This is a genomic window from Desulfobulbus elongatus DSM 2908, assembly GCF_000621145.1.
Taxonomy (GTDB): domain Bacteria; phylum Desulfobacterota; class Desulfobulbia; order Desulfobulbales; family Desulfobulbaceae; genus Desulfobulbus; species Desulfobulbus elongatus.
This window is the reverse complement of the sequence record NZ_JHZB01000015.1, coordinates 46,631-72,992: the sequence shown is the minus strand read 5'-3', so window position 1 is coordinate 72,992 and position 26,362 is coordinate 46,631. Positions and strand designations below refer to the sequence as shown.

The window sequence follows — 26,362 nt, the reverse complement described above, 5'->3', positions numbered from 1 at the left end:
CATGAAAAATGAATGACGATTCATGCACAGCATGCTCTAGCATGATTACCGATTTGTTTCAAGATAAAAGTTAGCGGACGGTTCCGACCGTTCCGCCGCCGGAGCGACCTTCTTTCAGCAGAAACATCGCCACCTGGATATAGGGATCGGTGGCCACCAGCTTGTCGAGTTTCTGCTCGGGCGGGGCCTGGGTGTCATCGTCCTCGCCGTCCTCCTGCATCAGGCCGGCGGCCTTGGCCTCCTTGCGGGTGGCCTTGACCTCTTCCCGCTCCTGCCACATGGCGTCGAGGGCGACGGTGACGGTGGTCTGCTTGGCCCGGACCTTGGCTTTCTGGGTCTCCTCCTTGATCTTCCTGAAAGCGGAGCTGTCCTCGATCCATTGCTTGCCGGCCATCCACATCTGGTCGCGCGGCAGCCGGTCTCCGCGCCACGGGGCATAGTCGACCTGAGCCACCTGATCCCAAGGGAGCGAATAATCCATGTATTTCTCACCGGTTTCCAGGTAGTCGAACATCGAGGGCACGGTCAGGTCGGGTTCGACCCCCTTGTACTGGGTGGAACCGCCGTTGACCCGGTAGAATTTCTGGATGGTGAGCTTCAGCGCTCCCAGATCGTCGTAATTCTGCAAATGGAGGAGCGGCAGATTCTTGTTCATGTCCATCATGGCCTGCACCGTGCCCTTGCCGTGGGTATGCTCGCTGCCGATGATGAAGGCCCGGCCGTAATCCTGGAGCGCCGCGGCGACGATTTCCGAGGCCGAGGCGCTGAACTGGTTGACCAGGATGATCAGCGGACCGCCGTAGACCACGTCGCGGTCCTCGTCCTCGAGGACCCGGATGGAGCCCTGCGAATCCTTGACCTGGACGACCGGACCGCCGGGCAGGAACAGTCCCGAGATCTGCACGGCGTCGGCGAGGGCGCCGCCGCCGTTGTTGCGCAGGTCGAGGACCAGGCCGTTGATTTTCTGCCGCTTCAGCTTGACCAGTTCGGCCAGGGTGTCGTCACTGACGTTGCGGGTCTCCTCGCCATTGCTCTGGGCCGTGAAGTCCCGGTAAAAACTGGGAATGCGCAGGTAACCGATGGCGGTTTTGCCGTTTTTGACCACCGTGGACTTGACATAGGTCTCCTCGATCCGGACCACGTCGCGGATGATGGGGATGACCCGCTTGGTGCCGTCGGGCTTCTGCACGGTCAGCCGGACCTCGGTGCCCTTGGGACCCCGGATGAGGCTGACCGCCTCACGGATCCGCATCTCGGCGATGTCCACCGGTTCGCCGTTTTTTTCGGCCACGGCCAGGATGGTGTCCTCGGCCTGGAGCTGGCCCTGCTTCTCGGCCGCGCTGCCGGGAATGATCCGCACCACCTTGATCAGCCCTTCGTCTTCGCGCAGCAGGGCGCCGATCCCTTCGAGGGAGCCGCTCATCTGGATATCGAAATCCTCCTTGGAAGTGGGGGCCATGTAGTCGGAGTGGGGGTCGAAGGCCCGCGCCACGGCATCGAAATAGCGGTCGTAATGATCCTGGCGGGATTGGTGCGCCAGCCGGTTCAGTGCCCGGTGGGTGGATTCGCGCACCTTCTTGATCGACTCCTTCATCTCCGCCGGATGCTGTTTCGGGTGAATGTTTTTCAGGATGTCGGGCTGCTGCTTGCCCTTGGCCTCCAGGAGATCGAAATAGGCTTCCAGAACCTGCATTTTCAGGGCGACCCGCCAGCGATCCTTCAGCTTTTCCAGGCTTTCGGCAAACTCCAGCTTCTTGGGCTCGATCTCGAGCGTTTCCTTCAAGTCGACGTCGAATCCCTGGTTCAGGATCGGATCGATCATCTTTTCCACTTGGCTGATCCGGTCGTTGAGCAGGGTCATGCCGGCATCGACCAGCACGATCTTGCCTCTGCTCAGTTCGTCGTCGATATGATCGGCAAAGGCCCGGAGCTGTTTGGCGTCGGACTGGAGCAAGAACCGCTTCCTCGGATCGAGCTGACGGAGGTAGAGGTCGAAGGCCCGGCGGGAGAGGTCGTCGTCCAGGGGATGGTGGCTGAAATGCTGGGCCGGAAGCTGCTGGCTGAGCATCAGGGCGATCAACTGGTTGCGGTCGGCGTTGAACTCCTCGATGGCGGCCTTTTTGGCCTGACATTGGGTGGTCAGGGACAGGAGCAACAGGAAGGAGGCGGCTGCGAAGAGCCATGATCGCTGGGCGTAAAGTCGGGTGGGCAGTGTCATAACGGTCGACAGGTCAAATCCGGAAGGTGGAGGGAGGCCATCAGGTGGTCAAGGAGTAAAAGGGCTGGCCGGTCAGAACGGGCTGACAAGCTTGTCGGCGCTGGCCATGGCGTTCATGATATCGTACATGTTGGAGATCTGGCCGACCTGGATGGCTGATTTCAGCTGGAAGAAATCCAGGCAGGTGCCGCATGCGAGGATGTCCACCCCCAGAGCCTGCAACTGTCTGAGGGCGTCGAGGGCCCCGGACTCGGTGGCCACCAGCTTGACGCCGCTGTTGTAGAAGAGGATCGTGGCCGGCAGCGGCCTGATCTCCTTGATGGTCTGGATGTACGTTTGGAGCAGGGCCCAGCCCAATTCCTCGCTGCCCCGGCCCATGGAGTCGGAGGAGATGACGTAGACCAGCCGGGGCGACGTCGGCAGGTCGCAGCGGTAGGCGGCCGGGTCGACGGCCTGCGTCCCCGGCTCGGCGGCGGCCGTGATGGCGATGGCGAAACAGCCGTCGGGCCGGTCGACGCTGTCGGCGGCGTGCCCCTGGCTCCGGGCGAAACGGAGGACGTTGTTTTTCGAGGCCTCGTTGTCGACCAGGACCTCGAGCCGACGCGCCCCCTGCTCCAGGGCGTCCTTGACGCGCAGGACCGGCTGGGGGCAGGCAAGGCCGATGCAATCGAGCGTGATCTGGGACATGACGGACTCCTTTTTCCGGCCCGCCCGGCCATGCCGGCGGGCCAAGCAATTACAAAACGATTTCCTGCCCTTCGCGGGCGAAAAAAACCCGCATGGAGCCAGCATGCCCGGCGGCGCAGTAGGTGTGCGCCATCTGGTCGAGCTGGTCGTCGCTGCGCTCCGGGTCGTGATGGAACAGGGCCAGTTGTTTCACCCCCGCCCGCGTGGCGGCGTCGATGGCATCCTCGATCGGGCTGTGGCCCCAGCCGACCTTGCCTTTCTCATACTCCTGCCGGGTATACTGGGCGTCATGCACCAGCAGGTCGGCACCCCTGAAGAAATTCTCCAGCACCTGATTCTGTTCCCGGGCCGCCTCTTCGCCCTCCAGCGCCATCACTTCGTCGTAGTCGGGATGATCGGGATCGGTGACAAAGAGGTTGCGGAACGGTTCGGTGTCGTAGGCGGTGCAGAAGACGGCGTCGCGGAAGCTGAAGCGGTAGCCCAGCGCGGTGATGGGGTGGTTGATGATCGCGGTCGACAGGGTGATGCCGTCGCCGAGGTCGAGCAGGGGTTCCTCCTTCAACCGCAGGTATTCGATGCTGCTGGCCAGTTCGCCCATGTTGACCGGGAAATAGCGGTATTTCATCTGCCCGCCGACCACCGCTTCCAGGGGTTCGTCCTCATAGGTCACCGGCCCGAAGACCTTGATGCGGGTGCCGGGAATGTAGACGGGCACGAAAAAGGGAAAGCCCATGATGTGGTCCCAATGGGTGTGCGTGAGATAGATCTCGGTGGCAATCGGCCCCTTGGGCAGGTCGTTGGCCAGCATGAAGTTGGCCAGTTCGCGGATGCCGGAGCCGGCGTCGATGATGATATGCCGGTTCACTTCCGGGAAACGGAGTTCGATGCAGGCGGTGTTGCCGCCGTATTTCATGGTGTGCGGGCCCGGACAGGGGATCGAGCCGCGCACCCCCCAGAATTTGACCGTGATCATGCCCCCTCCCTCGTCGCTGCGTCGCTCCAAGGTCGTCAGACCTGGAGAAAAATTTCCGCCTTCTTGATTTCCGCATCCACCGCCGAGGACAGGCCTGCCACGGCCGACCACTCCAGGCCGCACAGGGTCAGCAGCGTTTCCAGCTGCGCCTCGTCGGGATAGCGGTTGCCGGCATAGCCGATGTCGAACAGGCAGATGTAAAAATCGGCCAGGGCCACCGTGGCCACCAGGGCCCGGTGCTCCGGGGCGGCCTCTTCCGGCGCGTGGTGGTGGCAGATGGCGTCGGTGATCACGGCGTTGAGTTTCCACGTGGAGGCGATCATCTTGCCGACTTCCTCGTGGTTGATCTCCAGATGCCGCTTCTCCAGACGCACCAGGGGCTCCTGCGCTTTTTTCGCCAAGACCAGCACCTCGGCGTATTCGTCGCCGAAGGGGATCTTGCCGAGATCGTGGAGCAGGCCGGCGACAAAGTACTCTTCCCGTTCGATCAGCGGCAGGCCGCGTTCGGCGGCGAGCAGCTTGGCCATGACGCCGACGCCGATGGAGTGTGCCCAGAAGTCCTTGATCGGCAGGGCCTTGGATTTCTTGACCTGGCCGACGCAACGGATGATCGCGGTCGACAGGGCCAGGTTCTTCACCGTGTTCAGCCCCAGCATGATGATGGCCCGGGTCAGCGAGGTGACCTTGTTGACCAGTGAATAATAGGCCGAATTGATCAGCTTGAGGACCTGGCCGGTCAGCACCGGATCCAGCGAAATGACCTTGTTGAGATCGTTGGGGGAGGTGTCGGTGCGGCTACAGATTTCGAGAACCTTGCTGACCGTGGTGGACAGGCTCGGCATTTTGTCGACAAAGGCGCGAATCTTGTCCAGTTTTGTCTTCCGTTCACTCATCGGGACGACACGCAAAGGGGGCAGAGGGCTCGGAACACCGGGGTGTTGGAATCGGGCTATAATAAATGAAGGCGATGGGCAGGTCAAGCAGACGGTGCGGTTTTTGCCGGGTTGATTAACATCCGTGTTTTCTGAGAAAATCGAGGATGACCTCTTCCATGACCTGGAGCGGCGTCCGGCCGGTCTCGTTGACCCGGATCCACAGGCAGCGCTGGAAGGCGCGATGGAGATCGGCGGGAAGGAGCAGCTTCAGCTCGGCCAGTTCGGGCCGGCCCGCTTCAGGCGGCGTTGATCCGGTCATGGTAGGCCACCACGTCCTGGTAGCGCAGCCCCGATCCGCCGAAGAGATCGAGGGCCGAGCCCACGGTGACGTCGATGCGGCCGCGGCCGCAGATGCGGATCTGTTCCAGGTCGGCCAGGGAGGCGACTCCGCCGGCGTAGGTCGTGGGCACCGGCACCGAGACGGCCAGCAGGTCGAGCAGGCGGGTGTCGATCCCCATGCATTTGCCTTCGACATCGACTGCGTGGACCAGGAACTCGTCGCAGAATGCGGCCAAATCCTCGAGCGCTTCCGGGCTGATCCGCAGGGCGGTGAAGTTCTGCCAGCGGTCGGTGACCACGTAATAGCCGTCCTGCCGCCAGCGGCAGCTCAGATCGAGCACCAGCCGCTTTCTCCCGACCAGCCGACCGAGGCGGACGAGCCGTTCCCGGTCGAGGAAGCCATCGTGGAAGACATGGGAGGTGACGATGAGGTGCGAGGCGCCCTGTTCCAGCCAGTGGACCGCGTTGGCCGCGGTGATGCCGCCGCCCACCTGCATGCCGCCCGGCCAGGCGGCCAGGGCGTCGCGGGCGGCCTCCTCGTTGCCGGGCCCGAGCATGATGACATGGCCGCCGGCGAGGTTGTCCCGGCGGTAGAGGGCGGCATAGTGGGAGGGCGGCAGGTCGGAGGCGAAATTGGTCCGCAGGGCGGCGGGATCGTCGGCCAGGGTGGAACCGACGATCTGTTTGACCGTGCCGTGATGGAGATCAATGCAGGGACGGAAGCGCATGCGGACGTGGACAAAAAAGAAAGGGGCCGCCGCGTGGCAGCCCCGTGCGGGTGGTTACATTTCCTTGACCATCATCGTGGTGGGGTCGAGGCGCAGGCCCTTGCCGTCCGTGACCTGCTCACCGTAGTTGCGGATGATGTCGAGTTGGATGGTGGCGTCGTGCTCGGGCTTGAGCAGGATGATCATGTCGAACAGATCGTCGAGTTCGTGGCAGGGTGCGGGCACGCCTGCGGGCGAGATCCGGGGATCGCTGCGGTGGCAGATGGCCGAGAACCAAGCCTGCATGCCCATGTTTTCCATCAGGTTCTTGATGTCTTCCAGGGCCTCGCGGTCCGCTTTCTCGAAGTCGAAGCCGTCGACGATCAGGCAGTTCGGCCGGAAAATATCCTGGAGCACCAAGTCGTTCAAACGCTCCTCCAGACGGGACCGGGTGAAGGCGGCCACCTTGAAAGTCATGATCATCCGGTGACGGGCGACCATGTCGATCAGTTCATGCGGCCGGGTGACACTGTGCTCCTGGAGAATGGACGCGAGGATGTCGTCGTACCATTTCTTCGTCTTGTCGATCGATTCGCCGATGCTGACATGGATGACGCGCCTACCCCGAAGGATGGCGTCCAGGGCGATCTGCACCAGGAGCGCAGTCTTGCCGAGGCCTGCCCGGGCCATGACCAGGCCCATTTGGTTGTTCTCCCGGCTCATGTCGAGCACCCGCAGCGGATTCTGTTGGATCAGCGGTTCATATCCCATAACTCACCTCATTCGGTTCATGCTGTTCTGTGCTTGGCGGCAACCGCCGGCGCTGCTCACGCGTCTTTTTTCTGCGCCGCGAAGGCCTTGATCAGTTCATCGGCCACTCCCTTGGGCACCTGCTTGTAGGTGGCGAATTCCATGGTGAATTCCGCCTTGCCCTGGGTGAGGGAGCGCAGGGTGGTGGAGTAGCCGAACATCTCGGCCAGCGGCATTTCCGCCTCGACCACGGTGTAGTTGCCCTCCTCGAAGGTGCCGATGATCACGCCGCGGCGCTGGTTGAGGCTGCCCATGACCGCCCCCTGGAACTCGGAGGGGCCTTCCACCGCCACCTTCATGATTGGCTCCATGATCACCGGCGCGGCCTTGGCGTATCCCTGCTTGAAGGCGTTGATGGCGGCCACCTGGAAAGCGATGTCCGAGGAGTCGACCGCATGGAAGGAACCGTCGTTGATGGTCACCCGGACGCCGGTGATCGGCGCTCCGGTCAGCGTACCCTTCTCCAGGGATTTTTGGAAGCCCTTGTCGCAGGAGGGGATGTATTCGCGCGGAATCACGCCGCCGACGATCTGGTCGACGAATTCGTATTCGCCTTCCGCCAGCGGCTCGATGAAGCCGGCCACCCGGCCGTACTGGCCGGAACCGCCGGTCTGCTTCTTGTGGGTGTAGTCGAACTCGGCCCGCTGGGTGACGGTCTCGCGGTAGGCCACCTGCGGCGCGCCCACCTCGACCTCGGCTTTGTACTCGCGCTTCATCCGCTCGATGTACACCTCGAGATGCAGCTCGCCCATACCGGAGATGATGGTCTCGTTGGTTTCGTGGTCGACGTAGGTCTTGAAAGTGGGGTCTTCCTTGGTGAACCGGTTCAGGGCCTTGGACATGTTGATCTGGGCCTTGTTGTCCACCGGCCTGATCGCCAGGGAAATGACCGGCGCCGGCACGTGCATCGAACTCATCGACCAGTTAAGGCCCGGGCTGCAGAAGGTGTCGCCCGAGGCGCAGTCGATGCCGAACAGGGCCACGATGTCGCCGGACCCGGTGCCCTCGATCTCCTCCATCTCATTGGCGTGCATCCGCACCAGTCGGCCCACCTTGGCCTTCTTGCCGGTGCGGCTGTTGATGATGGTGTCGCCCTTCTGGATCACGCCCTGGTAGGTGCGGATATAGGTCAACTGTCCGTAGCGGCCGTCCTCCAGCTTGAAGGCCAGGGCCACCAGCGGGTCGGCCGGGTTGTTGCTGACCACCACCTCGCTCTCGTTCCGGTCGAGGTCCAGGGCGGTGTTCTCGACGTCGGTGGGGCACGGCAGATAGGCGGTGACCGCGTCGAGCAGCAGCTGCACGCCCTTGTTCTTGTAGGCGGAGCCGATCATCACCGGGGTCAGTTCCAGGCTCAGCGTGCCCTTGCGGATGGCGTCGTGGATCATGGCCTCCGGGATTTCGCCCTCTTCCAGCATGGCTTCCATCAGCTCGTCGGAAAACATCGACACCGCATCGAGCAGCTCTTCCCGCTTGGCATCGGCTTCATCCTTGAGTTCCGCCGGAATCTCGGCATGGCGGATCTGGTCGCCCTGGTCGCCGTCGAAGTAGATGGCCTTCATGCTGACCAGGTCGATCATGCCGGCGAGGTCGCTCTCCAGGCCGATGGGGAGCTGGAGCATGACCGCGTTGAGATCGAGCTTGTCGCGCAGCTGCTGGGTGACCCGAAAGGGATTGGCGCCGGTGCGGTCGCACTTGTTGATGAAGGCGATGCGGGGCACCTTGTAGCGGGTCATCTGCCGGTTGACCGTGATCGACTGCGACTGGACGCCGCCCACCGAGCAGAGGATCAGCACTGCGCCGTCCAGCACGCGCAGGGCGCGCTCGACCTCGATGGTGAAGTCGACGTGGCCGGGGGTGTCGATGATGTTGATATCGCAATCCTTCCAGGTGCAGTAGGTGGCGGCCGACTGGATGGTGATGCCGCGTTCCTTTTCCAGCTCCATGGAGTCCATGGTCGCGCCGACGCCGTCCTTGCCCCGGACCTCGTGGATGGCGTGGATCCGCTGGGTGTAGAACAGAATGCGCTCCGTCAGCGTGGTCTTGCCCGAATCGATATGGGCGCTGATGCCGATATTCCGCACGTTGGTCAAATCTTTTTTCATGACGCGTTCCTCAATGCCGCTTGCTGATCGCTTACCCCGTGCCGCGTAGCGATGTGGGGGGCGTTTTTTTCAACCTGTAATAAAAAAAGGAGTTACAGCAGATTCTGCAACTCCATGCGCAATGCTGTGGTGCTGGCCAAAGGTGGAGAGAAAAAGGGGAAGTGTTTTTTCTCACTCGAAAAAACGCTCAGCCGCATGCCTTTTTCGCCGAGGCGGGCGAGAAGCCGACCTGTACTTTTTTAGTAAAGCTCACTTTTATAACGCCACGATATTCTTGAGTCAAGAATTTTTTGCGTTTTTCGGCAGGGGCCGGTGGTCCGGTGGGGGCATACAATGAAATAATAAAAAATATAAAGTGTTACGTTCTGGGGCCGGGTTGGCTGAAGCCGGTCCGCAGCAGTGAGTCTCGGCTGATCATCCCCTGGAAGCGGCCGGTCTCGTCCACCACCGGCAGACGCTTCAGCCGCTGTTCGGTCATCAGCCGGATCGCCTCCCCGATGGCCATGGTCTCCCGCACAGCGGACACGTCGGTGCGCATGACCGCGCGGGCCGTAGTGCCGGCCAGCCGGTACGCCAGGTCCTTGCCGGACGGTCGGGAGAGACGCGCAAACAGGGCCCGCACCCCTTCCGGGTCCGGCTTGAATGCGTGGAGCAGGTCGCTGTCGGCGATCGTGCCGATCAGGGTGCCGCGGTCGTCGACCACCGCCACGCACTGCATATCGTTGCCGTCCACGGTCTGGATCACCTGGTCGATGGTGGTGTCGGGAGAAACGGTCCGGGTGTCGCGCCGGAGAATGTCCTTGACGGTCCGCAGGTTGTTCACCTCGATCTTCTGCGCCCGGAAGGCGTCCCAGTCCGGGGCTTCGCGCATGACCGTCCTGAAGATGTCCAGCCGGGAAAGGATGCCGACCAGCCGGCCTTCTTTGTCCACCACCGGCAGGCGTTTCAGCTGTTTCGTCATCATCGCGTCGACGGCGTCGGTGAGCAGCCGATTTTCCGGGATGGTCATTGCCGGCGCGGTCATGATCTCCCGGACCCGTTTGCGGGCAAGCGTCGCCATGACGGCTTCTTTCTCGTCCTGCTCCGACTCGGCCAACAGGCCCAGGCGCAAGGGCAAGCCGCCCTTCGCGATCAGATCGCCCTGCGTGACCACGCCCACAGGACGATCCCGGGCGTCCACCACCGGCAGCCCGGTAAAAATCGAGGAGAGGAGCAGCCGGGCCGCTTCGCTCGCCAGACTTTCGGCGGTGACTCGTGCCGGGTTTACGGTCATCACGTCCCGCACGGTCAGCTGCCGCGGGAAGAAGGTGCTGGCCGCCTTGTGGCTGACCACGGTGAGATCGTGGAGCGCGATGATGCCGTCGCCGACCAGCGGGTCCAGTTCGGCCAGCACCCGTTCGGTCTCCGCGGCCGGCAGGACAATGGAGATGCGGATCGGCAGGTTGAAGGAAAGGACCTCCACCCGGCCGGTGGCCACCTCGCCGTTTTCATAGCAGCCGGCGATCCCGCGGGTGACGATGCAGCGGGCGGCGATTTTCAGGTTGCGGAGCGAGTCGATGACGGCATCGGCGACCGGCTTGCCCTGGTACCGCGCGTCCTCGTTGGTGAAAATCTCGATGGCTTTGTAGTTGAGCATCACATCCCCCAGCGCAGACTGCCTAAACGCAGGCCCAGGTAGGTGAGCGTCAGCCCGCCTACGTTATTGATCAGAATGTTGGTCAGCGATTGCAGCACGAGACCGGCCCGGCCGGCATTGACCGTTTCTATGGAAAAGGAGGAAAAGGTGGTGAGGGCACCGAGATAGCCGGTGATGAGCAGCAGCCTCATATCCGGGGTGAGCAGCCGGGAACGGTCCGCCAGGGCGAACAGCAGACCGATGATGAAGCAGCCCGCCAGATTGACCACCAGGGTGCCGTATGGAAATCCGGTGCCCCACAGCCGGGCGGTCAGGAGGCCTATTCCATACCGGCTCGCCGCGCCCAGACTGCCACCCGCCATGACCAACAACCACTTGTATCCCGCCATCATCGGAAACCTGCTCCCCTCAATCGCTCTCCGGGGCGATCCTCAAGCCCCTTGCCAGATTACCCTTGTACAATCCTTTCGGCACATCTGCATTCTCGTTCGGTGCGGACAGCACCCCGCCGTGCAGAAAGCGGCACAGCCCGTTTATTTGACGGTGATCACCGGACAATGCGCGGTTCCTGCCTACCCCTTCTTTCGGCATAAAAAAACTCCTACCCTTCGATCGAAGAAGTAGGAGTCATCAGCTTTGCGGGCAAAGCGTTTTCGGCGAACCCCATCGCCTCAATACTATGTCGGAATCATAAACATACATGCATGGCAGGGGCAAATGAAAAATGGGTATTTGGTCAGGTTGTTGCATTTTGCGCCTCGCATCCGGTCGATGATGACCGCGCCCAGGCCTTGCTTTTACCGGTTCGCTCGCGCCAGCATGACCGTACCTGCCGCCATGAGGGCGGCGGCCAGACCGAAGCTGCACACCGGCGATATCGCGGTCCACAGTACGCCGACCGCGGTGCTGGACACGAATTTGGCGGTGCCGTTGACGGTGCCCAAGGCACCGACCGCAGTGGCCAGGAGATCCTGGCTCACCATCTCGGCGGTCACGGTCGATTCCAGGGCTTCCTGAACCGCCGTGTACAAGCCGGCGACCAGGAAGATTCCCCCCAGGAACGGGACGCTGTCGACCGTGAAAAGAAAAGCGCCGGCGGTCAGCAGGGCGGCGAGCACGCCGAGCACGTATCCGGCAACCAGTATCGGCACATGGCCGAAACGGTCGGCCAGGACGCCGATGGGAAAGGACGCCACCACCTGGACCACGTTGCGCCAGACGTACAGGAGACCAGCCACCTGCGCCGCATGGACCACGCCCATGGAGGCAGTCAGCAACTGGGTGGCGGCCAGGATCAGGAGACTGTGGGAAAAGTCGCCGATACCGAAGATGCCGACCGCCGCCAGGTAGCCTTTGAACCGCCGCGGCAATCCCCGCAGGGTATGAAAAAACCGCAAGGCCGGGTTGGGCGAGTGTTCGGGATCGCGCACCAGGGCGAAAAAGGCGACGACCGCAAGGGCGCCGGGAATGACGGAAAGCCACAACACGACCCGGAAGGGGACGGCGGCATTGAGTCCATGCCAGCCTTGCGCCCACCCCAGCAGGGCAATGCCCAGCATGGGGCCGAGCACGGCGCCGACGGTATCGGCGGCCCGATGGAAGCCAAAGGCCCGGCCCCGGGTTGCCGGCCGCACCGCTTGGATGACGATGGCGTCGCGGAGGGGGCCGCGCAGTCCCTTGCCAAACCAGGAGATGATCCGCCCCCAGAGGACCAGGGGCCAACCGGCGGCCAGGGCAATCAGGATCTGCCCGATGGGGGTCAGGCTGTAGCCGACCACGACCAACAGTTTGCGATGGCCGAGTTTGTCGGCAATGAAGCCGGAGAGCATCTTGGTGAAACTGGCGACCGCGTCGGCAAGGCCCTCGATGGTCCCCAGGACGGCAGGCGGCAGGCCGAGCACCGCCAGAAATCCCGGCAAGATGACCGTGGTGGTTTCATAGCAGAAATCGCCCAGCGCACTGGTGATGCCGGCGCCCACCACGGTGCGGTTGAGCCAGGATTTCGGTTCTTCCTTCTTCGCTCCCGCCTGGGAATCGGCAGAGGTCTGCATGGTCTTCGCTCCCTCAAGTCGTCCAATCATGGCATTCGATTCATGCAGAAGGCATAAATCGGCATCGCCCTAGCGATTTTCGTCCTGGTTTTCGAAGACGCGCTGGGCATAGGCGTCCAGCAGGGTCTCGCAGTCCGCCAGCCGATTCTCCGCATCCTTGGCGAGATTGGCGCCGTAAAAGTCGAGCTTGCGTATTTTTTCCAGCCAGGAGTGCAATTTTTTCAGATCGGCATCGTTTTCTTCCAACTCGGCGTAGGTGAAGTGGTTCGCCGCTGTTTCCTTGGCGATTTCCGCTTCGAAATCTTTGCACTTGTCGAGGAACTCCACGTATTCCTCGTCACGGTCGGCCTTGAACCTGGCCACCACCTTGTTTTCCTGGGCCTTGTCCAGGGCCACCGTTTCCAGGATTACCGCATCGCCTCCCATCTCCGCGACCTCATTTTCCAGCATTTTCAGCCTCCGGGTGTGATCGTCGGTTTTCGGCAGCAGGCACACGCCGTTCTGCAGATAGACCGCGCCCATGCCTTTCAGCTTACGCCACAGGGAAATACGCTTTTTGGCCGGCTCCGGCGGCACCTTATACGTCAGCAGCAACCAGTTTTGTATCTCCATGCGTCTTCCTTTATCTTCCTTTAGATAGTAACTATGTATTTTTTATGAAGTCGACCCTTGTTGCGACACCGGCGCCAACGGGCGAGCCAGTGGAACGGAGGCCAGTGGTCCAGCCGAAGAATAAGCCGGAAAGCACGGTGCGCATTGCAAGCGCATCGGCCGGGACATATTGCTCTTGTTCAGCTGAATATGATTATCCGTTGCCAAAATATATACCATTTAATATCGATAATAATGTAGCCATCGTTACAGGTCAATGGAAACGTAGCCGTGTGCAGGTGGAATCAATCCGGGGATCCGGGTGAGGGGGAGGATGGCGCGGACTAGAGCATGCCCATCGTTTTCAGGAGGGGCAAGCCATGGACGGCGCGAGAGGTGTTGTCCATGGGAGCGATGGCGAGATGGGTGCGGGCAAAGCCGCCGGTTTCGGTTTGGCGGCGTCGAAGCGAGGAAAGGCAGGCACTGGCAATGGCGGGGGCTCGTCGGGTTCTCGGCACCGGTCCGGCATGGAGATATTCGAGGAAAAAGAGGGCAGTTTCGGGCCTGCCGGTAAAGCCGAAGGCGGGATGTTCACAGGCGCGGAGAAAGGAGGCGATGGCGTCCCCTGGTACGGAGGGGGGCGACCGTAGCGGAGAATGCGCGTGGCAAGAAAGGTATCGGACAAGGTGTCGCCCCCTGACCCCCTAACCGCCATCCTGCCGCTACGAGGCAACCTCGCAGTACGATTGAAAAATACCGGATCGCCTCTTCCTCGTTGCCTGCGAGGTCAGCGATTAATCCTCAACAGGGGCGTACTTCTTTCCCTTGAGCGAATCGATCTCAATACGGACGACCATGGTCGCATCAAGCTTGGCTTGTGGGTAGGTGAATTTTTTCTCGGTGAATTGAGCAACGATCAGATCAAGGGCCTTGATCTTTTCAGTGTCGTCATCGACAAAACAGGCTGTGCCCATGCCAATGGCCGTGCGATGCCGCGCCTCGAAATCACAGGGATACTCGCTTTCCTCCACTCCGAAGTAGTCTGAAATCGCAAAGCAAACAACCGGGTTACGTTTCAGCAGTTCGATTTTGGTGCCGGCTTTGGCCGAATGAAAATAGAGCGCCGTGCCGTCGAAGGCGAAATGCAGGGGAACGAGGAACGGCGTGTCGTTATCCGCCAGCGCCATATACATCGTTTTGGCAGACCGGATGATGGATTCCATTTCAGAGCGGTCAGTGATCTCCCGATCTTTGCGCCGTAGTGCTCCATGGGGAAAATTCAGGTCAGTGGACATATTCTTTCACCGTTTACCTCTCGTGGAGAGGGATAGATTTGTTGAACAAGAGATAACCGCCGGTTCATTCCGCACAACTTGAACAATCCCAGGCCAGCAGGCTTTCCGGATTGTACATTCGCGGTTTGGGCACCGGATAGGATGCCGGTCTGGCGGCCATGTGTTGCAATAGCTCGATATACCCGGCGGGCAATTGATGGGTCGCCGCACCCGCCACGATAAAATCCAGGTATGGTTTGCTCGGTTTTCTCGGTTCCCCGAGGATGCTCTTTTCATACAGCAGCGCGGTGTAGGTTCGTCCATCGCCGCCCGTGACCCGCACCGGATAGTGAAAATAGGGGCCGGTGCCGTCCATGCGCACATCCTGCCAGGCGTCGAGCCGTTCCAGATCCGTGGTGCTGAGTTCGTACACCACGCCCCAGGCCTCCTGTTCCGGATCGCGGACCACGGTCGCCAGGGCGCCATCCCAGATTTTGGAGTGGCCGAAAAAATCGATGCGATAGCAGGGCAACCGCGCCACCGTGACCACCTTTGCCGTGCTGCACCGCTGCTGGATCTGCCGGGGGTTCATGTTGGCACCGTAGGCGAAATAATACAGCTCTTCGGGCAGGTCATCGAACAGGAAGATGGAATCGTCGATACACCGATCCGTTGCTCTCGGCATGGCGGCCTGCCCTCGTCAATACAAAGTGGATGGCGATATCGCGGCGGCCCTTTCTGCCGTTTCCCGACCGGACTGCCGCGATTTCGCCGTTAAGGTTGTCAAGGATGATCCGGTCGGTTCCAATCGGCCCACCTTTCCCGGCCGCTGCCTATCCAAGCGATGTCCGGGGCTGCGTTTTTCACCAGACATTCAGGCTCCATTCGCGGATACCCTTGTATTCCATGTCGGTGAAGATGGTGTTGGCGATCTGCTCGGCCAGCCAGGTGGCGCCGGCATAGCCCAGAACCGGATGGCGGAACATGCCGGCCCGATCGTAGGTCGGGAAACCGACGCGCAGCATCGGCACCTTGTTGTCGATGGAAACGAATCGGCCCTTGGAATGGCCCAGGATCAGGTCCAACTCCATGCCGTCCTTGAGCCGTCGGTCCAGTTCCCACAGGTCGGCGTTGGTGATGATCTCCATGTCGAAATCGACATGCTCCTGCAATTCCTTGATGCGGGGATCGTCACCGTAGCTCGAATTGTCGTCACCGAGCAGGAGCAGCACCGGTCGCATCTCCATGTCCAGGCAGAATTGGGCCAGGCCGATGACCAGGTCGGGTGCGCCGAAGATCGCCACCTTCTTGTCGGCCAGGAACATATGGGCGACATCGGTGATGGCGTCGATGGCCCGGCCCCTTTCCTCCACCAGGGATTGCGGAATCGGCTTGCCGGTCAACGCTTTCAGATGCGCCAGGAAGGTGTCGGTGTTGCGGATACCGATGGGAGTCGGCCCGATGATCGCCGGCACGCCGAATTCGTTCTCCAGGTATTTCGCGGCCTTCATACCTTCGTACCGGTTGAGGGCAATCGTTCCCACGGCGTTGGCGGTACCGATCAGGTCCTCCACGGTGGTGTCGCCGTGGGCGACGTGGTTCCCCTCCGGCATCAGCGGGGCATCGAAGGCCTCGATCTCGAACAGCACCGTGGCATCGACCTGCATTTCGGCCAACAGGTGCTTCATGGCCGTCACGTCCGCCGGGTTGACCCAGCCGGTGATCAGGTTGATCTTGCCGTTCGGCTCGCCCTTTCTGGCGAAGAACTTGACGAAATCCCGCACCGCCAGGTCATAGCCCGAGATCATGCTGCCGATGAAGCTGGGCGTGTGAATGGGGATCAGATGGACTTCCCGATCGGCATACTTTTCCTTGAGCAGGCCTTCGTTCAACTTGTTGCAGACACCGTCGATGTCGTCGCCGATAATTTCCGTGGAGCAGGTCGAGATAATCGGCACCACCCGGACGTGGGGATAGCGCATGAGCAGGACATCCACCGCCTCCTCGACCCGGCGGGTGGCGCCGAACACCGCGCCTTCCTCATGCACCGACGAGGACGCCAGCTCGAAGCTCTCCTTGAGGTGCTGGGAGATGAGCAGACGGACGAACATGACGCACCCCTGACCGCCATGGACAATCCCGATCGAGTCCCTGATGCCGATACTGGCGAACTGGGCGCCGCACGGCTGGCAGGTGAAGATGGGATTGATGGTGCCGACCCGCGATTTTTCTTTTAATTCACAGAACATAATGCTTCTCCTTCGGGAGCGTGCCTGGGGTTAATAGTGCTGATCGGTCAGTTCGAGATTGAGCGAACCGTCGATCATGAGAAAATCCATGCGTTCGTGCAGGGCCTTCATGAGCACCTTGATGTCGTCCTTGCTCAAGCCCGAAAGCCAATCGAACCGGGCCCTGTACTCATCGGCCAGCCAGACCGCATCCACCCAGTAGCACCGGTCCGCCGGCGTCTCCAGGACCACGCGCTCATCGCACAGCAACTGCATGGTCTTGGTGAGAATGCCTTCGTTCTGATCGCGGCGATCCCAGGCGCGGGAGTGGAATTGCCACAGGCAATTCTTCATGATGACATCCACCATCTGCTCAACCCGTTCTTTCATGAGTGCTTCATCCATCGTACGCTCCCTTAGGCGGCTATGGCCAGCTGCGGCTCATCGGACCGGGGGGCCGGCTTTTTGATCAGGTCTCTGGTGCAATCCCACTTGCCGGTATATTCGCGTAACTCCTTGTTGTTTTTGATCTCGTCGCTGAGGTTGACGTCGGAGAGCATGCGCTGGGTCTCGAAGCCGATGGTGGTGGGGATCTCGTCCTTGCTGATATCCAGCTTGGAGAGTTTGTGCATGGGCGAGTAGATGGCGTTGTAAATGTCGCGCGCAAAGCGCACCCAGCCTTCCCAGCCCTTCCAGGGACCGTTGTGATACCCGTGGGCGTTCAGGTAGGGAACGCGGATTTTCTTGGCCACCTCGCCGGGGCGCTTGCCGGTGAAGATAATGTCCGGCTGCAACGTTTCCATGGCCTCCAGACCTTCCAGTTCGTTGGGATCGTCGATGGCCAGGGCTCCTTCCTCGACGCGGGCGATACCCTTTTCCATGTCGCCCTGGTGGCCGAACTTGGTGTAGACCGAAACCACCTTGACCCCCATCTCCTCGTGGATGCAGTGCGCCCAGTGCCACAGCTTGGAGCCGCCGGGCCAGAGGCAGACCTTCTTGTCCTGCAGCCGCGCCTTGTACCAGTCCAGTTCCGGCTGCCAGCGGGCGGTCTCCTCGTCGATGATCTTCTGGGCCCGGTCCTCGATGCCGAAGAACAGGGCGACTTTTTTGAGCGAGTCGCCCAGGGGCTTGAAGCCGAACCCGTCGATGTCCAGACGCGGGATGCCGTATTTGACCCGGAGTTCGTTGCACAGGTATTCCGACGAACGGGCGCACTCCAGCACGTTGAGGTGGGCGCGGTGCATGGCGCGCAGATCGTCGTAGGAGCCGTTGCCGGTGAAGGTCGAGTTGACGGTAATCCCCATGCGCTCGAAGAAATCCTCCATGATGTACTGGTCGCCCTGGATGTTGTACTCGCCGACGTAGTTGATGATGTATTCGCCTTCCCGGACCGGCTCGAAGGTCCCGACCTTTTCCTTGAACCAGGCGATGCAGATGGTGTGGTGGCCGCCGGATTGGCTCGGGCCGCGGAAGCCGGGCGAGTTGCAGACGAAGATGTCCACGTCGGGCAGTTCATCCATGACCTCCTGGGCAACGGCATGCAGGTCGTCGCCGATCAGGGCCGTGGCGCAGGTCTGGTAGATGGTCATGCGCTTGATGTGGGGAAACGCCTTGAACGCCTCGATGATATTCTGTTTCAGCATCCCCTCCGCACCGAAGACGACATGCTTTTCCTTCATGTCCGAGGCAAAGGTGTATTTGAGCTGGAAATTGTCGTTGTCGCTCAGGTACCGCTTGGTCTGCCAGGTGTCGTAGGTGCAGCCCACCGGTCCGTGGCTGAGGTGGATGACATCCTTCATCGGCGTGCCGATCACGTGTTTGGCGCCGCAATAAGCGCAACCGCGTTCCGAGATGGTTCCGGGTATGGTGTTCAAATAGCCCTGGGGCAGCGCATCGGTCAACTGCTCGCCGGGCCCCTTGATGACGGCATGTTGTTTTCTTTCGGGGATGCATTTGCTGCATTCGAACTCATGGTACGGCATGGGATAACCTCATTGTGGTGAAAATCTTACTTGATGGCGCTTTCACCGGTCTCGTCGGTGCGGACGCGAAGCGCGTTGTCAATCGGGCAGATGAAAATCCTGCCGTCACCGATCTGCGCGGTCTGGTTGACCTTGACGATGGTCGCGATGACCGCCTCGACGTCTTCGTTGGCGACAACCAGGGAGAGCAACCGTTTGGGGACATACTTCATGCCGCCGGATCTGGCTTGCGCCTGCAGGGAGACCGGGACATCGCAGGCAATCTCGCCGGCGATTCCCCGTTGCTTGCCACGACCGAGCACGGCCATGGCCGTCATGCTGGGGAATCCCATTTCCGCGAGGGCCTTCTTGGTGGGGCCGACTTTCTTCGGCCGGATAATTGCTATGATTTCTTTCATTTGGTGCCCTTTTTCATCAGGAGATGATGGATCGCTTCACCGGGAGCGCGCCGCCGGGCAGCACCAGATCTGCCGCCCGATGGGCGCCGCTGCTCACAGCCCTCTGGCTCCGGTCCGCACGGTGACCGCGTCGTCGACGGGTGAGATGAAGATCTTGCCGTCACCGAAGTTGCCGGTGTAGGCTTTGTACTTGATGAGCTTCAACACCTCGTCGACTTTGCCGTCCTCGACGACCAACATCAGCATGACCTTCGACAGTTCGTCATAATGCATCGTTCCAATCGTGATGCCCTTCTGCTTGCCCCGGCCAAAGACGTTCATCTTGGTCATGGAAAATAGGCCCGCCTCGGCCAGGCCATCGGCCACACTGTCGACCGACTCGGGTCGCAAGATCGCTCGGATCATTTTCATGGTGCTGTTTTCCTTATGATTGTTGAGGGATCAGTCGACAAGGCCGTACTTGGCCACCATCGCCTCGAGTTCGTCCATGTTGAGCGGCTTGGGAATGACGAACATCTCGTTTTCAATGATTTTGCGGGCCAACTCGCCGTACTCGTGGGCCTGGTTCTCGTCCGCGTCGTAATCAACGACCGTTTTCTTGTTGAACTCGGCTCGTTGGACGACGTTGTCGCGCGGCACGAAATGGATCATCTGCGTGCCGATGGCCGAGGTGAATTCGTCCATGAGTTCCTGCTCGCGATCGACCTTGCGGCTGTTGCAGATGATGCCGCCCAGACGCACACCGCTTTGCTTGGCATACTTGAGCAGGCCGCGGCAGATGTTGTTGGCCGCATAGATGGCCATCATTTCGCCGGAGGCGACGATATAGACCTCCTGGGCCTTGCCGTCGCGAATCGGCATGGCGAAACCGCCGCAGACCACGTCGCCCAGAACGTCGAAGAAGATGAAATCCAGGTCGTCCGAATAGGCGCCGTTGTTCTCCATGAGATCGATGGCGGTGATGATACCGCGGCCGGCGCAGCCCACGCCCGGTTCCGGTCCGCCGGATTCCACGCACTGGATACCGTGAAAGCCCGTCTTGATGACCGCATCGTTGGTGATCTTCTCCGCACCTTTTTCCCGCAGCAGGTCCATCAGGGTTTCCTGCGGTTTGCCGCCGAGAACCAGGCGGGTACAGTCGGCCTTCGGGTCGCAGCCGTGGATGAAGATTTTCTTGTCATGGAAATGTGCCATCGCGGCAGCGGTGTTCTGCTGGGTGGTGGACTTGCCGATTCCGCCCTTGCCGTAGAAGGCGATCTTTCTTGGAGGCATGTTCGTACTCCTTATGGAAATGATTCGAGGGTTGGGTGGGGTTGTTTGGGTCCCGCCTGCATGCCGCCTCATAAAGCAATCATGATGCCAAGAGTGTAATATGTTGATTTCAAATAATTAATTTTTAATCAACGCCTGTTTCCCCCTTTTTGCCCATCTTTGGCCCCCAAACAACTGTCCCGATTCTTCCATTTCCTCGCCTTTTGTGCGATTCGGGACAGTTCGCCCCGCTGCGCACAATTTGAAGTTGCGGTTCTTTTCTGGTAATTCATTGAAAATACGATGAATATTTATATGGCCTGAAAACTGTGCCGCAAAGCGCGGCCGGATATTTTTTGGCACGATTGCTGCTGTTATTCAGCTGTCCTTCCTTTGGAAGTGGCGAAAACGAGATCCTCCTGAGGAGGAGGATTGCAGAGAAAAATTGGCAATCATCCGACAAAGGAACGTTTGCACCAGGAAAGGGAAACACCATGAAAGACCTGCACATGGCCGAGGAACTGATACGACACGACTACAATCCCGCGCGTCCCCATGTGGCCATTGCCTCGACGGACGGGGAAAGCATCAACCAACCCCTGGGAAAGGCCTTATCGCTTCTTATTTATCGGGCTGGCGCCGCTGAGCCCGAACTGGTGGAACGACGGGCCATTCCGATCCCCAGCAAGGGCCTGGGGCGATGGATGGAATTGGGCAAGGTTCTCTCGGATTGCGGCTGGTTGCTGGTTCCCGGCATCGGTGAGGCGCCCTTCAAGATCTTGGTCAACAAGGGAATCATGGTGTATATTGTTGAAGGCTTGATCGTCGACGCGCTTCGTTTGATCGTCACCGGTGGCAATCTTCACTCCATGGCCCGCCCTGAAATCCTCGCTCGTCCCGCTGTACGGCAACAAGCCGGAATCCGCTGTACAAGCAGTGTCTGTGGCGGTGGCGGCCGGGGATGCTATGAGAGTTAGCGAGCGCAATGTTGCGCATTGCGTTATCTCGAAAAAAATATAAATCAAAAAAGAAGCGCGGTTGCTCGCAGAATTGGATGGTACGATGCTGTCTCTTCTTGATTGTGTGAACTCTCCCTCACTGTGCGTATGTTGAATCCACGAGCCAGTCAACAATCGTTGAGAACGCACCCCCCTGTTTTACTCGACACAACGCTACGCGATGGCGAGCAAAGTCCTGGTCTTTATTTTACCAGCGATGAGAAAATCCTGATTGCCCGGCAGTTGGATATGCTCGGCGTTGGCGTGATCGAAGCCGGCATCCCTTCCATGGGACCAGCAGAACAGCATGTCCTTGCCCAACTTGTCCGGTCCGGTCTTGCGGCTGAAATTTTATCGTGGAACCGGCTCGTTGAGGCAGACATCGCCGCGTCGTTGGCCTGCGGGGTCAGGCATGTCCATGTTTCCATACCCACCAGTCCCACGCACATCGACCTGAAGCTCGGCAAGAACCGGGCATGGATTCTCGATCGCATCAAGCGGGTTGTTGGCCCTGCGGTCGAGCAAGGGGCGATCATCTCCTTTGGCGCCGAGGATGCTTCCCGCACCGATCCCGAATTTTTGCGCGAAGTCTTCGCAACTGCCGTCGAATCAGGCGCCTCGCGGGTGCGTTATGCGGATACGTTGGGCGTGTTGACTCCGGACCGCGCCGCAGCGGTCGTGTCGTATCTTGCGGGCTGCCTGCCGGTTCCGATTGATTTTCATGGGCATGACGATTTCGGCATGGCGACGGCCAATGCGGTGGCAGCCTGGAAAGCCGGGGCGCAGATGGTTTCCTGCTCGCTCCTGGGACTCGGCGAGCGGGCCGGCAACACGCCGCTGGAAGAATTCGTCGGCGCGCTGCACTTTATCGAGGGGTATTACGGTACCTTTGATTTCATTGCTCTGAAGCAATTGTGCGAGGAGGTCGGCAAGATCTGCAGGCGGCCCATACCGCCGCAGAAACCCATCATCGGCAGCGATATCTTTCATCACGAATCGGGCATTCATGTCGACGGCCTGCTCAAGGCCTCCGAGACCTACGAACTCTTCCCGCCCGAGATCGTCGGCGGTCAGCGAAAATTGATCCTTGGCAAGCATTCCGGCCGGGCCGCTGTGCGCTACCTTGCCGGGCTTGAGTCCCTCACTCTGGACGACGAACAAATCACCACATTCCTTGCGGATATCAGGGCAAGGATGGCCCGCGAACAAGGCCTGGACGTAAACCGTATTTTCAAGGAATTTCTTTCCGGAAGATGCGCCCACAAAACCTGAACGACAAAAAGCACACCGGCTTTCCCGGACGGCTCATCGATGCGGATACAGGGGAAGCTGGTGGTATCTACCTAAGTTTTATCTTGTTTTTTACAGGTTGACGGATGTCAGAACATGCTGCGGCTGCCCGAATTATGTCTCGAGATCGTGAATTGAAGAACACCACCATGCACTCCGAAAAGCGCGACTGCAGCTTCGTGATGGGGGAAGTGTGCCGGGTCAAGGTGCTGCCGCCTCTTTTTCAATTGAGCAAGGTCCTCGATGACAGCGAAAGTCTTTCCCAGGCCATAGACATCCTCCTCCTGATCATGGAGCGCAATTTGGGCGTTATTCGTGGCATGGTGAATTTATACAGTCGCAAAACGGGTAAAATTTTTATTCACAAAAGCATCGGCCTCACCTCTGAAGAGGAGCGGCGCGGCATTTATTCGCCCGGCGAGGGCATTACCGGCGAAGTCGTAGAAACCGGGAAAGCCGTCATCATTCCCGAGATCGGCAATGAACCGAAGTTCCTCAACCGCACTCAAAGCATGTCCGCCGGCGACCATCAGCGTCTTTCGTTTATTTGCGTGCCGATCGTCCGTGGAAAAAAAGTCTTGGGAACCATCAGCGCCGAAATCAACACCGCTTCACAGGAGTTTCTTAATCGTGTGCTTGAGGTGCTGACAATCATTGCGACGATGACCGCCCATGCAGCCGAGCTTTTTTTGCTTGAGAACGAGGAGCGTTCGTATTGGCTCAATGAAAATCAGCGCCTCCAGGACGCGCTGAAGAAGAAATACCGGCCGGATAACATTATTGGCGATTCCAAGCCCATGCGTGAAATTCACGCGATGATCGAACGGATCGCTCAGACCAAGACGACCGTGCTGATTCTCGGGGAAAGCGGAGTGGGCAAGGAATTGGTCGCCAACGCGATCCATTATGCCAGCGCCCAGTCCCGCGGTCCGTTCATCAAGTTCAACTGCGCAGCCCTTCCCGAAAACCTGATCGAAAGCGAACTGTTCGGGCACGAAAAAGGGGCATTCACCGGCGCCAGCAATCAGCGCATCGGCCGTTTCGAGGAGGCCGACGGGGGCACGATCTTTCTGGACGAAATCGGGGAACTTTCCCTGGCCATGCAGACGAAACTCCTGCGCGTCCTGCAGGAGCGCACGTTTGAGCGCGTAGGCGGCAATCGGCCGATAAAGGTGGATATTCGCATCATCACCGCCACCAATAGGGACTTGGCGACATTGTCGGCTGAGGGTCAATTTCGTGAGGATCTATTTTATCGCTTGAACGTTTTTCCGATCATGATCCCGCCGCTTCGCGAACGCGGCAGCGATATCATTACCTTGGCCGATCACTTCGCGGCCCGATTCGCTAAGGAAAATGGAAAGGAAATCAAAAGGATCACGACACCAGCGCTTGATCTGCTCATGAGTTATCACTGGCCCGGCAATGTGCGGGAACTTGAGAATGTGATTGAGCGCGCCGCGATTCTGGCTGACGACCACGTGATCCATGCCTTCAATCTTCCCCCTTCGCTCCAGACCGCCAGCGCTTCCGGTACGGCCGTCAAGGTCGGTCTACAGGCCAGGCTTGATACTGTTGCCCACGAAATAATCGTGGACGCATTGAAGACAAGCCGGGGCAACATGAGCATCGCCGCACGTGAACTCGGCATGACCCGGCATGCACTCCGTCTGCGGATAGACAAATTGAATATTGATTATCGAAGATTTCGGTTTGGCATGTGATTACACGAAAAACGGAAGTTCAAAGTACCTTGGCGTGACGAAGTAGGCGCCGAATCGGCATTGACAAAAAAAGGGTTGCAGGCGATACGCCGCAACCCTTTGCTTGTATTGGTGCCGAGACCAGGATTTGAACCAGGGACACACGGATTTTCAGTCCGTTGCTCTACCGACTGAGCTATCTCGGCACCCGAATCTGAAGGCCTGCATACTTAGCAAGAAGGCAGGTTTATTGTCAAGATTTTTTTATTTTTTGTTGTCGGTGAAGAGTTCGCCGAGGTCGATATCGAATTTGTCGAGGGCGGTGCCGGTTTTCACCGAGGGGAGGAAGCGCTTGCCGGCGGCGCTGCCGCTGACCAGCTTGGCCGGGGATTCGAGATCCAGGCCGTTGAAGTTGAGATCTTCAAGGCCGCCCTGACTCTTGCGGGAAGCAGAAACTGGCGGCACGGACGGCGGCGTGGGGGAGAGGGCCGCCACGGGTTCCAGATCGCTCAACACCGGCGGTTCCTCGAAGCGGATGGGTTCGGGTTGTTCCGTTGCGGGGGGCGGCGCCAGGTCCGAAATGTCGAGATCGCCGAAATCCATGGCAGGCAGGGACGGCTGCGCCTCGTCGTCGGCAAGCTCCTCCTCGAGCGTAAACTCATCCTGGGCCGACATTTCGGCGATGGTTCCCAGGTCCACCTCCAATTCCTCGTCAAACCCCGCAAACTCTATTTCGTGCCGTTCGGTCTCCTGGGGCATTTCCTGGTCGAGTGCAACGTCATCCCCGGTGTCCCCTTCCATTGCAAACACCTGCTCATCCGTAAACATGGAGGACGTTTCCCGCTCCCCGGCCTGCTGCGAGGAAAACGGGACGGTTTCTTCCTCCGCGGTGGCGATGGTCAGAAACAGCGGAGGCGCGGCGTCATACGTGGTACCGTTGAGTTCGGCCACGATGTCGCCGAGATATTTTTGGCACTTTTTACAGGTTTCCAGGTGATCAAAGGAAATAAAGCCGCATTTAGGGCAACGCATAATCTTCGCCTTATCGATGAAAAGAGTCGAACAGTGCCGGGCGCACGAAATGACGGCACTCAATTGCTACGGCCATTATCGCACAGGGAAAAAGAGAAAATCAAGGTGCGAACCAAAAATATCGCGGCGGCCGATGCATTTCCGCGCTATCGGCGGGCCGTTTGATTGCCGGGCCAGGGATGGAGCGACCGGGCCGGAGACGGGATCATCTGCGCCGGCCGAACCGTTCGAAGCTGACCTGGTCGAAATGCAGGGAAGAAGAAGGATGTCCGCTCTTGCTGTCGGCCGGATGGCCGATGCCGACAATGGCCAGGACCATCACCCCTTCGGGCAAACCGAGGAGATCGGCCAGGTAGGCCTGCGCATCGCTGCCGTCTTCGCGCTGCCGCAGGCGGATCTGCACCCAGCAACTGCCCAGGCCGAGGTCGGTGGCCTCGAGGTGGACGAGGGTGGCGGCGATGGCGGCGTCCTCCACCCAGACATCGCTCTTGACCGGATCGGCGCAGACCACGATCGCCAGCGGCGCGCCCTGGAGGAAGGTGGCGCCGTGGGCCTTGGCCACCGCCAGCCGTCGCAGCATCTCCCGGTCGGTGACCACGATCAGTTCCCAGGGATTGTTGCCCTTGGAGGAGGGCGAACGGAGCGCCGCCTCCAGGAGGAGGTCAATTTTTTCCGGCTCGACCGGCTGCTCGGTGAACCGGCGGATGCTTCTGCGGCTGCGTAAGAGATCGATCAACATGCAAGGCCTCCTGGTCGTGGGGGATTCAGTTCGAAACCGCGGCGACTTTCCGGCGCGTGGCGGCGATGGCGGCATGGGGATCGGCCAGGTCCGGGGCGAAGATGATGCGCTCCTCCAGCGGGATGTCGGTGGCCTTCATGCCCGGATCATCTCCTCGGCCAGCATGCGGTCGGCGAAATCGAGGATGAACTGGCGCTGGGCCGGGGTCGCCTGGGCAATGCAAGAGCAGTGCATGGTGCTGGCGCTGCGCACCAGAAATTCGAAGCGGATCGAGGTCTGCTCCAGGAGAACGGTGCAGTAGAAGGGGCCGCAGTCCTCGTGGCCCAGCTGTTCCGGCCCGATGAGGTCCGGCGGGATGGCCAGGAAGAAAACCCCCTCCAGGCCGCCCGGCTTGAGGGTCCGTTTGAGGTAGCTGTCGAGGTTGTCGCGTTCGAGAAAGGAGATCTCGTCGATCAGGTATTGGCGCATGGCGTAATCC

Annotated in this window: 28 protein-coding genes, 1 tRNA gene and 1 riboswitch; of the genes, 4 read left to right on the top strand and 25 right to left on the bottom strand. The window is 60.0% G+C overall.

Features of this window, described 5'->3' with window-relative positions; all coding sequences use genetic code 11:
- Positions 1 to 70: 70 nt before the first annotated feature.
- The 21 genes from Q362_RS19950 to Q362_RS23545 form a co-directional block, all read right to left on the bottom strand.
- Positions 71 to 2,218, bottom strand: a complete 2,148-nt coding sequence (locus tag Q362_RS19950) for a carboxy terminal-processing peptidase (protein WP_051553971.1) — start codon at positions 2,216 to 2,218, stop codon at positions 71 to 73.
- Positions 2,219 to 2,290: 72 nt separating this feature from the next.
- Positions 2,291 to 2,905 carry a sulfurtransferase-like selenium metabolism protein YedF gene (gene yedF / locus Q362_RS0109040; protein ID WP_028318419.1) on the bottom strand — a complete coding sequence of 205 codons (615 nt, stop codon included), beginning with the start codon at positions 2,903 to 2,905 and terminating at the stop codon, positions 2,291 to 2,293.
- Between the two features lie 49 nt (positions 2,906 to 2,954).
- On the bottom strand, positions 2,955 to 3,878 hold the full coding sequence (locus tag Q362_RS0109035) for an MBL fold metallo-hydrolase (RefSeq protein ID WP_028318418.1): 924 nt from the start codon (positions 3,876 to 3,878) through the stop codon (positions 2,955 to 2,957).
- Positions 3,879 to 3,913: 35 nt separating this feature from the next.
- Positions 3,914 to 4,771: an HDOD domain-containing protein gene (locus tag Q362_RS0109030; protein WP_028318417.1), complete on the bottom strand. Its 858-nt coding sequence runs from the start codon at positions 4,769 to 4,771 to the stop codon at positions 3,914 to 3,916.
- Positions 4,772 to 4,886: 115 nt separating this feature from the next.
- A complete protein-coding gene (locus Q362_RS19945; RefSeq protein WP_035216185.1) occupies positions 4,887 to 5,072 on the bottom strand; it encodes a hypothetical protein in 186 nt (61 codons plus the stop codon).
- The gene (gene hisA, locus Q362_RS0109020; RefSeq protein WP_028318416.1) at positions 5,050 to 5,820 is read right to left on the bottom strand and encodes a phosphoribosylformimino-5-aminoimidazole carboxamide ribotide isomerase; all 771 of its coding nucleotides are present in this window, start codon (positions 5,818 to 5,820) and stop codon (positions 5,050 to 5,052) included. The genes Q362_RS19945 and hisA overlap by 23 nt, the downstream gene beginning before the upstream one ends.
- A 54-nt stretch (positions 5,821 to 5,874) precedes the next feature.
- On the bottom strand, positions 5,875 to 6,570 hold the full coding sequence (locus Q362_RS0109015) for a hypothetical protein (RefSeq protein ID WP_028318415.1): 696 nt from the start codon (positions 6,568 to 6,570) through the stop codon (positions 5,875 to 5,877).
- Between the two features lie 56 nt (positions 6,571 to 6,626).
- Positions 6,627 to 8,711, bottom strand: coding sequence for an elongation factor G (gene fusA, locus Q362_RS0109010; protein ID WP_028318414.1), 2,085 nt, complete (start codon positions 8,709 to 8,711; stop codon positions 6,627 to 6,629).
- Between the two features lie 358 nt (positions 8,712 to 9,069).
- A complete protein-coding gene (locus tag Q362_RS0109005) occupies positions 9,070 to 10,347 on the bottom strand; it encodes a DUF190 domain-containing protein (protein ID WP_028318413.1) in 1,278 nt (425 codons plus the stop codon).
- Complete coding sequence (gene crcB, locus Q362_RS0109000; RefSeq protein WP_028318412.1) at positions 10,347 to 10,739, bottom strand: fluoride efflux transporter CrcB; 393 nt, start codon at positions 10,737 to 10,739, stop codon at positions 10,347 to 10,349. Before crcB ends, Q362_RS0109005 begins: the two co-directional genes overlap by 1 nt.
- A 222-nt stretch (positions 10,740 to 10,961) precedes the next feature.
- A riboswitch (Fluoride riboswitch) is annotated at positions 10,962 to 11,027 on the bottom strand.
- A 117-nt stretch (positions 11,028 to 11,144) separates the two neighbouring features.
- Positions 11,145 to 12,398, bottom strand: a complete 1,254-nt coding sequence (locus Q362_RS0108995; RefSeq protein WP_028318411.1) for an MFS transporter — start codon at positions 12,396 to 12,398, stop codon at positions 11,145 to 11,147.
- A gap of 69 nt (positions 12,399 to 12,467) precedes the next feature.
- Positions 12,468 to 13,010 (bottom strand): Chromate resistance protein ChrB, encoded by a 543-nt coding sequence (locus Q362_RS0108990; protein ID WP_028318410.1) that lies wholly within the window; start codon positions 13,008 to 13,010, stop codon positions 12,468 to 12,470.
- 773 nt (positions 13,011 to 13,783) lie between these two features.
- Complete coding sequence (locus tag Q362_RS0108980; RefSeq protein ID WP_028318408.1) at positions 13,784 to 14,284, bottom strand: pyridoxamine 5'-phosphate oxidase family protein; 501 nt, start codon at positions 14,282 to 14,284, stop codon at positions 13,784 to 13,786.
- Positions 14,285 to 14,348: 64 nt separating this feature from the next.
- Entirely contained in the window at positions 14,349 to 14,948 is a 600-nt protein-coding gene (locus Q362_RS0108975; protein ID WP_051553968.1) for a gamma-glutamylcyclotransferase family protein, read from the bottom strand.
- A gap of 178 nt (positions 14,949 to 15,126) precedes the next feature.
- Positions 15,127 to 16,512, bottom strand: coding sequence for a Fe-only nitrogenase subunit beta (anfK, locus tag Q362_RS0108970; protein ID WP_028318406.1), 1,386 nt, complete (start codon positions 16,510 to 16,512; stop codon positions 15,127 to 15,129).
- A gap of 30 nt (positions 16,513 to 16,542) precedes the next feature.
- Positions 16,543 to 16,896, bottom strand: a complete 354-nt coding sequence (gene anfG / locus Q362_RS0108965) for a Fe-only nitrogenase subunit delta (RefSeq protein WP_028318405.1) — start codon at positions 16,894 to 16,896, stop codon at positions 16,543 to 16,545.
- Between the two features lie 11 nt (positions 16,897 to 16,907).
- Positions 16,908 to 18,473, bottom strand: a complete 1,566-nt coding sequence (gene anfD, locus Q362_RS0108960) for a nitrogenase iron-iron protein, alpha chain (RefSeq protein WP_028318404.1) — start codon at positions 18,471 to 18,473, stop codon at positions 16,908 to 16,910.
- A 26-nt stretch (positions 18,474 to 18,499) separates the two neighbouring features.
- Complete coding sequence (locus Q362_RS0108955) at positions 18,500 to 18,871, bottom strand: P-II family nitrogen regulator (protein WP_028318403.1); 372 nt, start codon at positions 18,869 to 18,871, stop codon at positions 18,500 to 18,502.
- Positions 18,872 to 18,964: 93 nt separating this feature from the next.
- On the bottom strand, positions 18,965 to 19,282 hold the full coding sequence (locus Q362_RS0108945) for a P-II family nitrogen regulator (protein WP_028318402.1): 318 nt from the start codon (positions 19,280 to 19,282) through the stop codon (positions 18,965 to 18,967).
- A gap of 30 nt (positions 19,283 to 19,312) precedes the next feature.
- Complete coding sequence (gene nifH, locus Q362_RS0108940) at positions 19,313 to 20,143, bottom strand: nitrogenase iron protein (RefSeq protein ID WP_035216184.1); 831 nt, start codon at positions 20,141 to 20,143, stop codon at positions 19,313 to 19,315.
- A gap of 117 nt (positions 20,144 to 20,260) precedes the next feature.
- Complete coding sequence (locus Q362_RS23545; protein WP_157469997.1) at positions 20,261 to 20,485, bottom strand: hypothetical protein; 225 nt, start codon at positions 20,483 to 20,485, stop codon at positions 20,261 to 20,263.
- Here Q362_RS23545 and Q362_RS0108935 point away from each other — a divergent pair.
- The 3 genes from Q362_RS0108935 to Q362_RS19935 all read left to right on the top strand — a co-directional run bounded on the left by Q362_RS0108935 (position 20,479) and on the right by Q362_RS19935 (position 24,134).
- Positions 20,479 to 21,099: a NifB/NifX family molybdenum-iron cluster-binding protein gene (locus Q362_RS0108935; protein ID WP_169737392.1), complete on the top strand. Its 621-nt coding sequence runs from the start codon at positions 20,479 to 20,481 to the stop codon at positions 21,097 to 21,099. The two genes, Q362_RS23545 and Q362_RS0108935, sit on opposite strands and share 7 nt — an antisense overlap.
- Positions 21,100 to 21,228: 129 nt before the next feature.
- Positions 21,229 to 22,392: a LeuA family protein gene (locus tag Q362_RS19940; protein ID WP_084312502.1), complete on the top strand. Its 1,164-nt coding sequence runs from the start codon at positions 21,229 to 21,231 to the stop codon at positions 22,390 to 22,392.
- A 152-nt stretch (positions 22,393 to 22,544) separates the two neighbouring features.
- Entirely contained in the window at positions 22,545 to 24,134 is a 1,590-nt protein-coding gene (locus Q362_RS19935; protein ID WP_245590185.1) for a sigma-54-dependent Fis family transcriptional regulator, read from the top strand.
- 109 nt (positions 24,135 to 24,243) lie between these two features.
- Here Q362_RS19935 and Q362_RS0108920 read toward each other — a convergent pair.
- Positions 24,244 to 24,319: transfer RNA gene (locus Q362_RS0108920), tRNA-Phe, on the bottom strand.
- A 58-nt stretch (positions 24,320 to 24,377) separates the two neighbouring features.
- Positions 24,378 to 25,064 (bottom strand): hypothetical protein, encoded by a 687-nt coding sequence (locus tag Q362_RS0108915; RefSeq protein WP_169737391.1) that lies wholly within the window; start codon positions 25,062 to 25,064, stop codon positions 24,378 to 24,380.
- A gap of 18 nt (positions 25,065 to 25,082) precedes the next feature.
- Between Q362_RS0108915 and Q362_RS24050 the strand changes: the two genes are divergently transcribed.
- The gene (locus tag Q362_RS24050) at positions 25,083 to 25,310 is read left to right on the top strand and encodes a hypothetical protein (RefSeq protein WP_169737390.1); all 228 of its coding nucleotides are present in this window, start codon (positions 25,083 to 25,085) and stop codon (positions 25,308 to 25,310) included.
- Between the two features lie 40 nt (positions 25,311 to 25,350).
- Here the strand turns inward: Q362_RS24050 and Q362_RS0108910 are convergent, their stop codons facing one another.
- Both Q362_RS0108910 and Q362_RS0108900 read right to left on the bottom strand, forming a co-directional pair.
- On the bottom strand, positions 25,351 to 25,884 hold the full coding sequence (locus tag Q362_RS0108910; protein ID WP_028318398.1) for a nitroreductase family protein: 534 nt from the start codon (positions 25,882 to 25,884) through the stop codon (positions 25,351 to 25,353).
- 135 nt (positions 25,885 to 26,019) lie between these two features.
- Positions 26,020 to 26,352, bottom strand: a complete 333-nt coding sequence (locus Q362_RS0108900) for a hypothetical protein (RefSeq protein ID WP_028318397.1) — start codon at positions 26,350 to 26,352, stop codon at positions 26,020 to 26,022.
- Positions 26,353 to 26,362 lie beyond the last annotated feature (10 nt).

Excerpts from the sequence above, each read along its gene's own strand:
- anfK (WP_028318406.1), bottom strand. The coding sequence starts at position 16,512 with ATGTTCTGTGAATTAAAAGAAAAATCGCGGGTCGGCACCATCAATCCC.
- Q362_RS19950 (WP_051553971.1), bottom strand. The coding sequence starts at position 2,218 with ATGACACTGCCCACCCGACTTTACGCCCAGCGATCATGGCTCTTCGCA.
- fusA (WP_028318414.1), bottom strand. The coding sequence starts at position 8,711 with ATGAAAAAAGATTTGACCAACGTGCGGAATATCGGCATCAGCGCCCAT.
- Q362_RS0109035 (WP_028318418.1), bottom strand. The coding sequence starts at position 3,878 with ATGATCACGGTCAAATTCTGGGGGGTGCGCGGCTCGATCCCCTGTCCG.
- Q362_RS19945 (WP_035216185.1), bottom strand. The coding sequence starts at position 5,072 with ATGACCGGATCAACGCCGCCTGAAGCGGGCCGGCCCGAACTGGCCGAG.
- nifH (WP_035216184.1), bottom strand. The coding sequence starts at position 20,143 with ATGCCTCCAAGAAAGATCGCCTTCTACGGCAAGGGCGGAATCGGCAAG.
- Q362_RS0109005 (WP_028318413.1), bottom strand. The coding sequence starts at position 10,347 with ATGCTCAACTACAAAGCCATCGAGATTTTCACCAACGAGGACGCGCGG.
- Q362_RS0108990 (WP_028318410.1), bottom strand. The coding sequence starts at position 13,010 with ATGGAGATACAAAACTGGTTGCTGCTGACGTATAAGGTGCCGCCGGAG.
- yedF (WP_028318419.1), bottom strand. The coding sequence starts at position 2,905 with ATGTCCCAGATCACGCTCGATTGCATCGGCCTTGCCTGCCCCCAGCCG.
- anfD (WP_028318404.1), bottom strand. The coding sequence starts at position 18,473 with ATGCCGTACCATGAGTTCGAATGCAGCAAATGCATCCCCGAAAGAAAA.
- Q362_RS19940 (WP_084312502.1), top strand. The coding sequence starts at position 21,229 with ATGTTGAATCCACGAGCCAGTCAACAATCGTTGAGAACGCACCCCCCT.
- Q362_RS0108900 (WP_028318397.1), bottom strand. The coding sequence starts at position 26,352 with ATGCGCCAATACCTGATCGACGAGATCTCCTTTCTCGAACGCGACAAC.
- anfG (WP_028318405.1), bottom strand. The coding sequence starts at position 16,896 with ATGGATGAAGCACTCATGAAAGAACGGGTTGAGCAGATGGTGGATGTC.
- Q362_RS0108945 (WP_028318402.1), bottom strand. The coding sequence starts at position 19,282 with ATGAAAATGATCCGAGCGATCTTGCGACCCGAGTCGGTCGACAGTGTG.
- Q362_RS0108995 (WP_028318411.1), bottom strand. The coding sequence starts at position 12,398 with ATGCAGACCTCTGCCGATTCCCAGGCGGGAGCGAAGAAGGAAGAACCG.
- Q362_RS0108980 (WP_028318408.1), bottom strand. The coding sequence starts at position 14,284 with ATGTCCACTGACCTGAATTTTCCCCATGGAGCACTACGGCGCAAAGAT.
- Q362_RS0108955 (WP_028318403.1), bottom strand. The coding sequence starts at position 18,871 with ATGAAAGAAATCATAGCAATTATCCGGCCGAAGAAAGTCGGCCCCACC.
- hisA (WP_028318416.1), bottom strand. The coding sequence starts at position 5,820 with ATGCGCTTCCGTCCCTGCATTGATCTCCATCACGGCACGGTCAAACAG.
- Q362_RS0108975 (WP_051553968.1), bottom strand. The coding sequence starts at position 14,948 with ATGCCGAGAGCAACGGATCGGTGTATCGACGATTCCATCTTCCTGTTC.
- Q362_RS0108910 (WP_028318398.1), bottom strand. The coding sequence starts at position 25,884 with ATGTTGATCGATCTCTTACGCAGCCGCAGAAGCATCCGCCGGTTCACC.
- Q362_RS0109030 (WP_028318417.1), bottom strand. The coding sequence starts at position 4,771 with ATGAGTGAACGGAAGACAAAACTGGACAAGATTCGCGCCTTTGTCGAC.
- Q362_RS0109015 (WP_028318415.1), bottom strand. The coding sequence starts at position 6,570 with ATGGGATATGAACCGCTGATCCAACAGAATCCGCTGCGGGTGCTCGAC.
- crcB (WP_028318412.1), bottom strand. The coding sequence starts at position 10,739 with ATGATGGCGGGATACAAGTGGTTGTTGGTCATGGCGGGTGGCAGTCTG.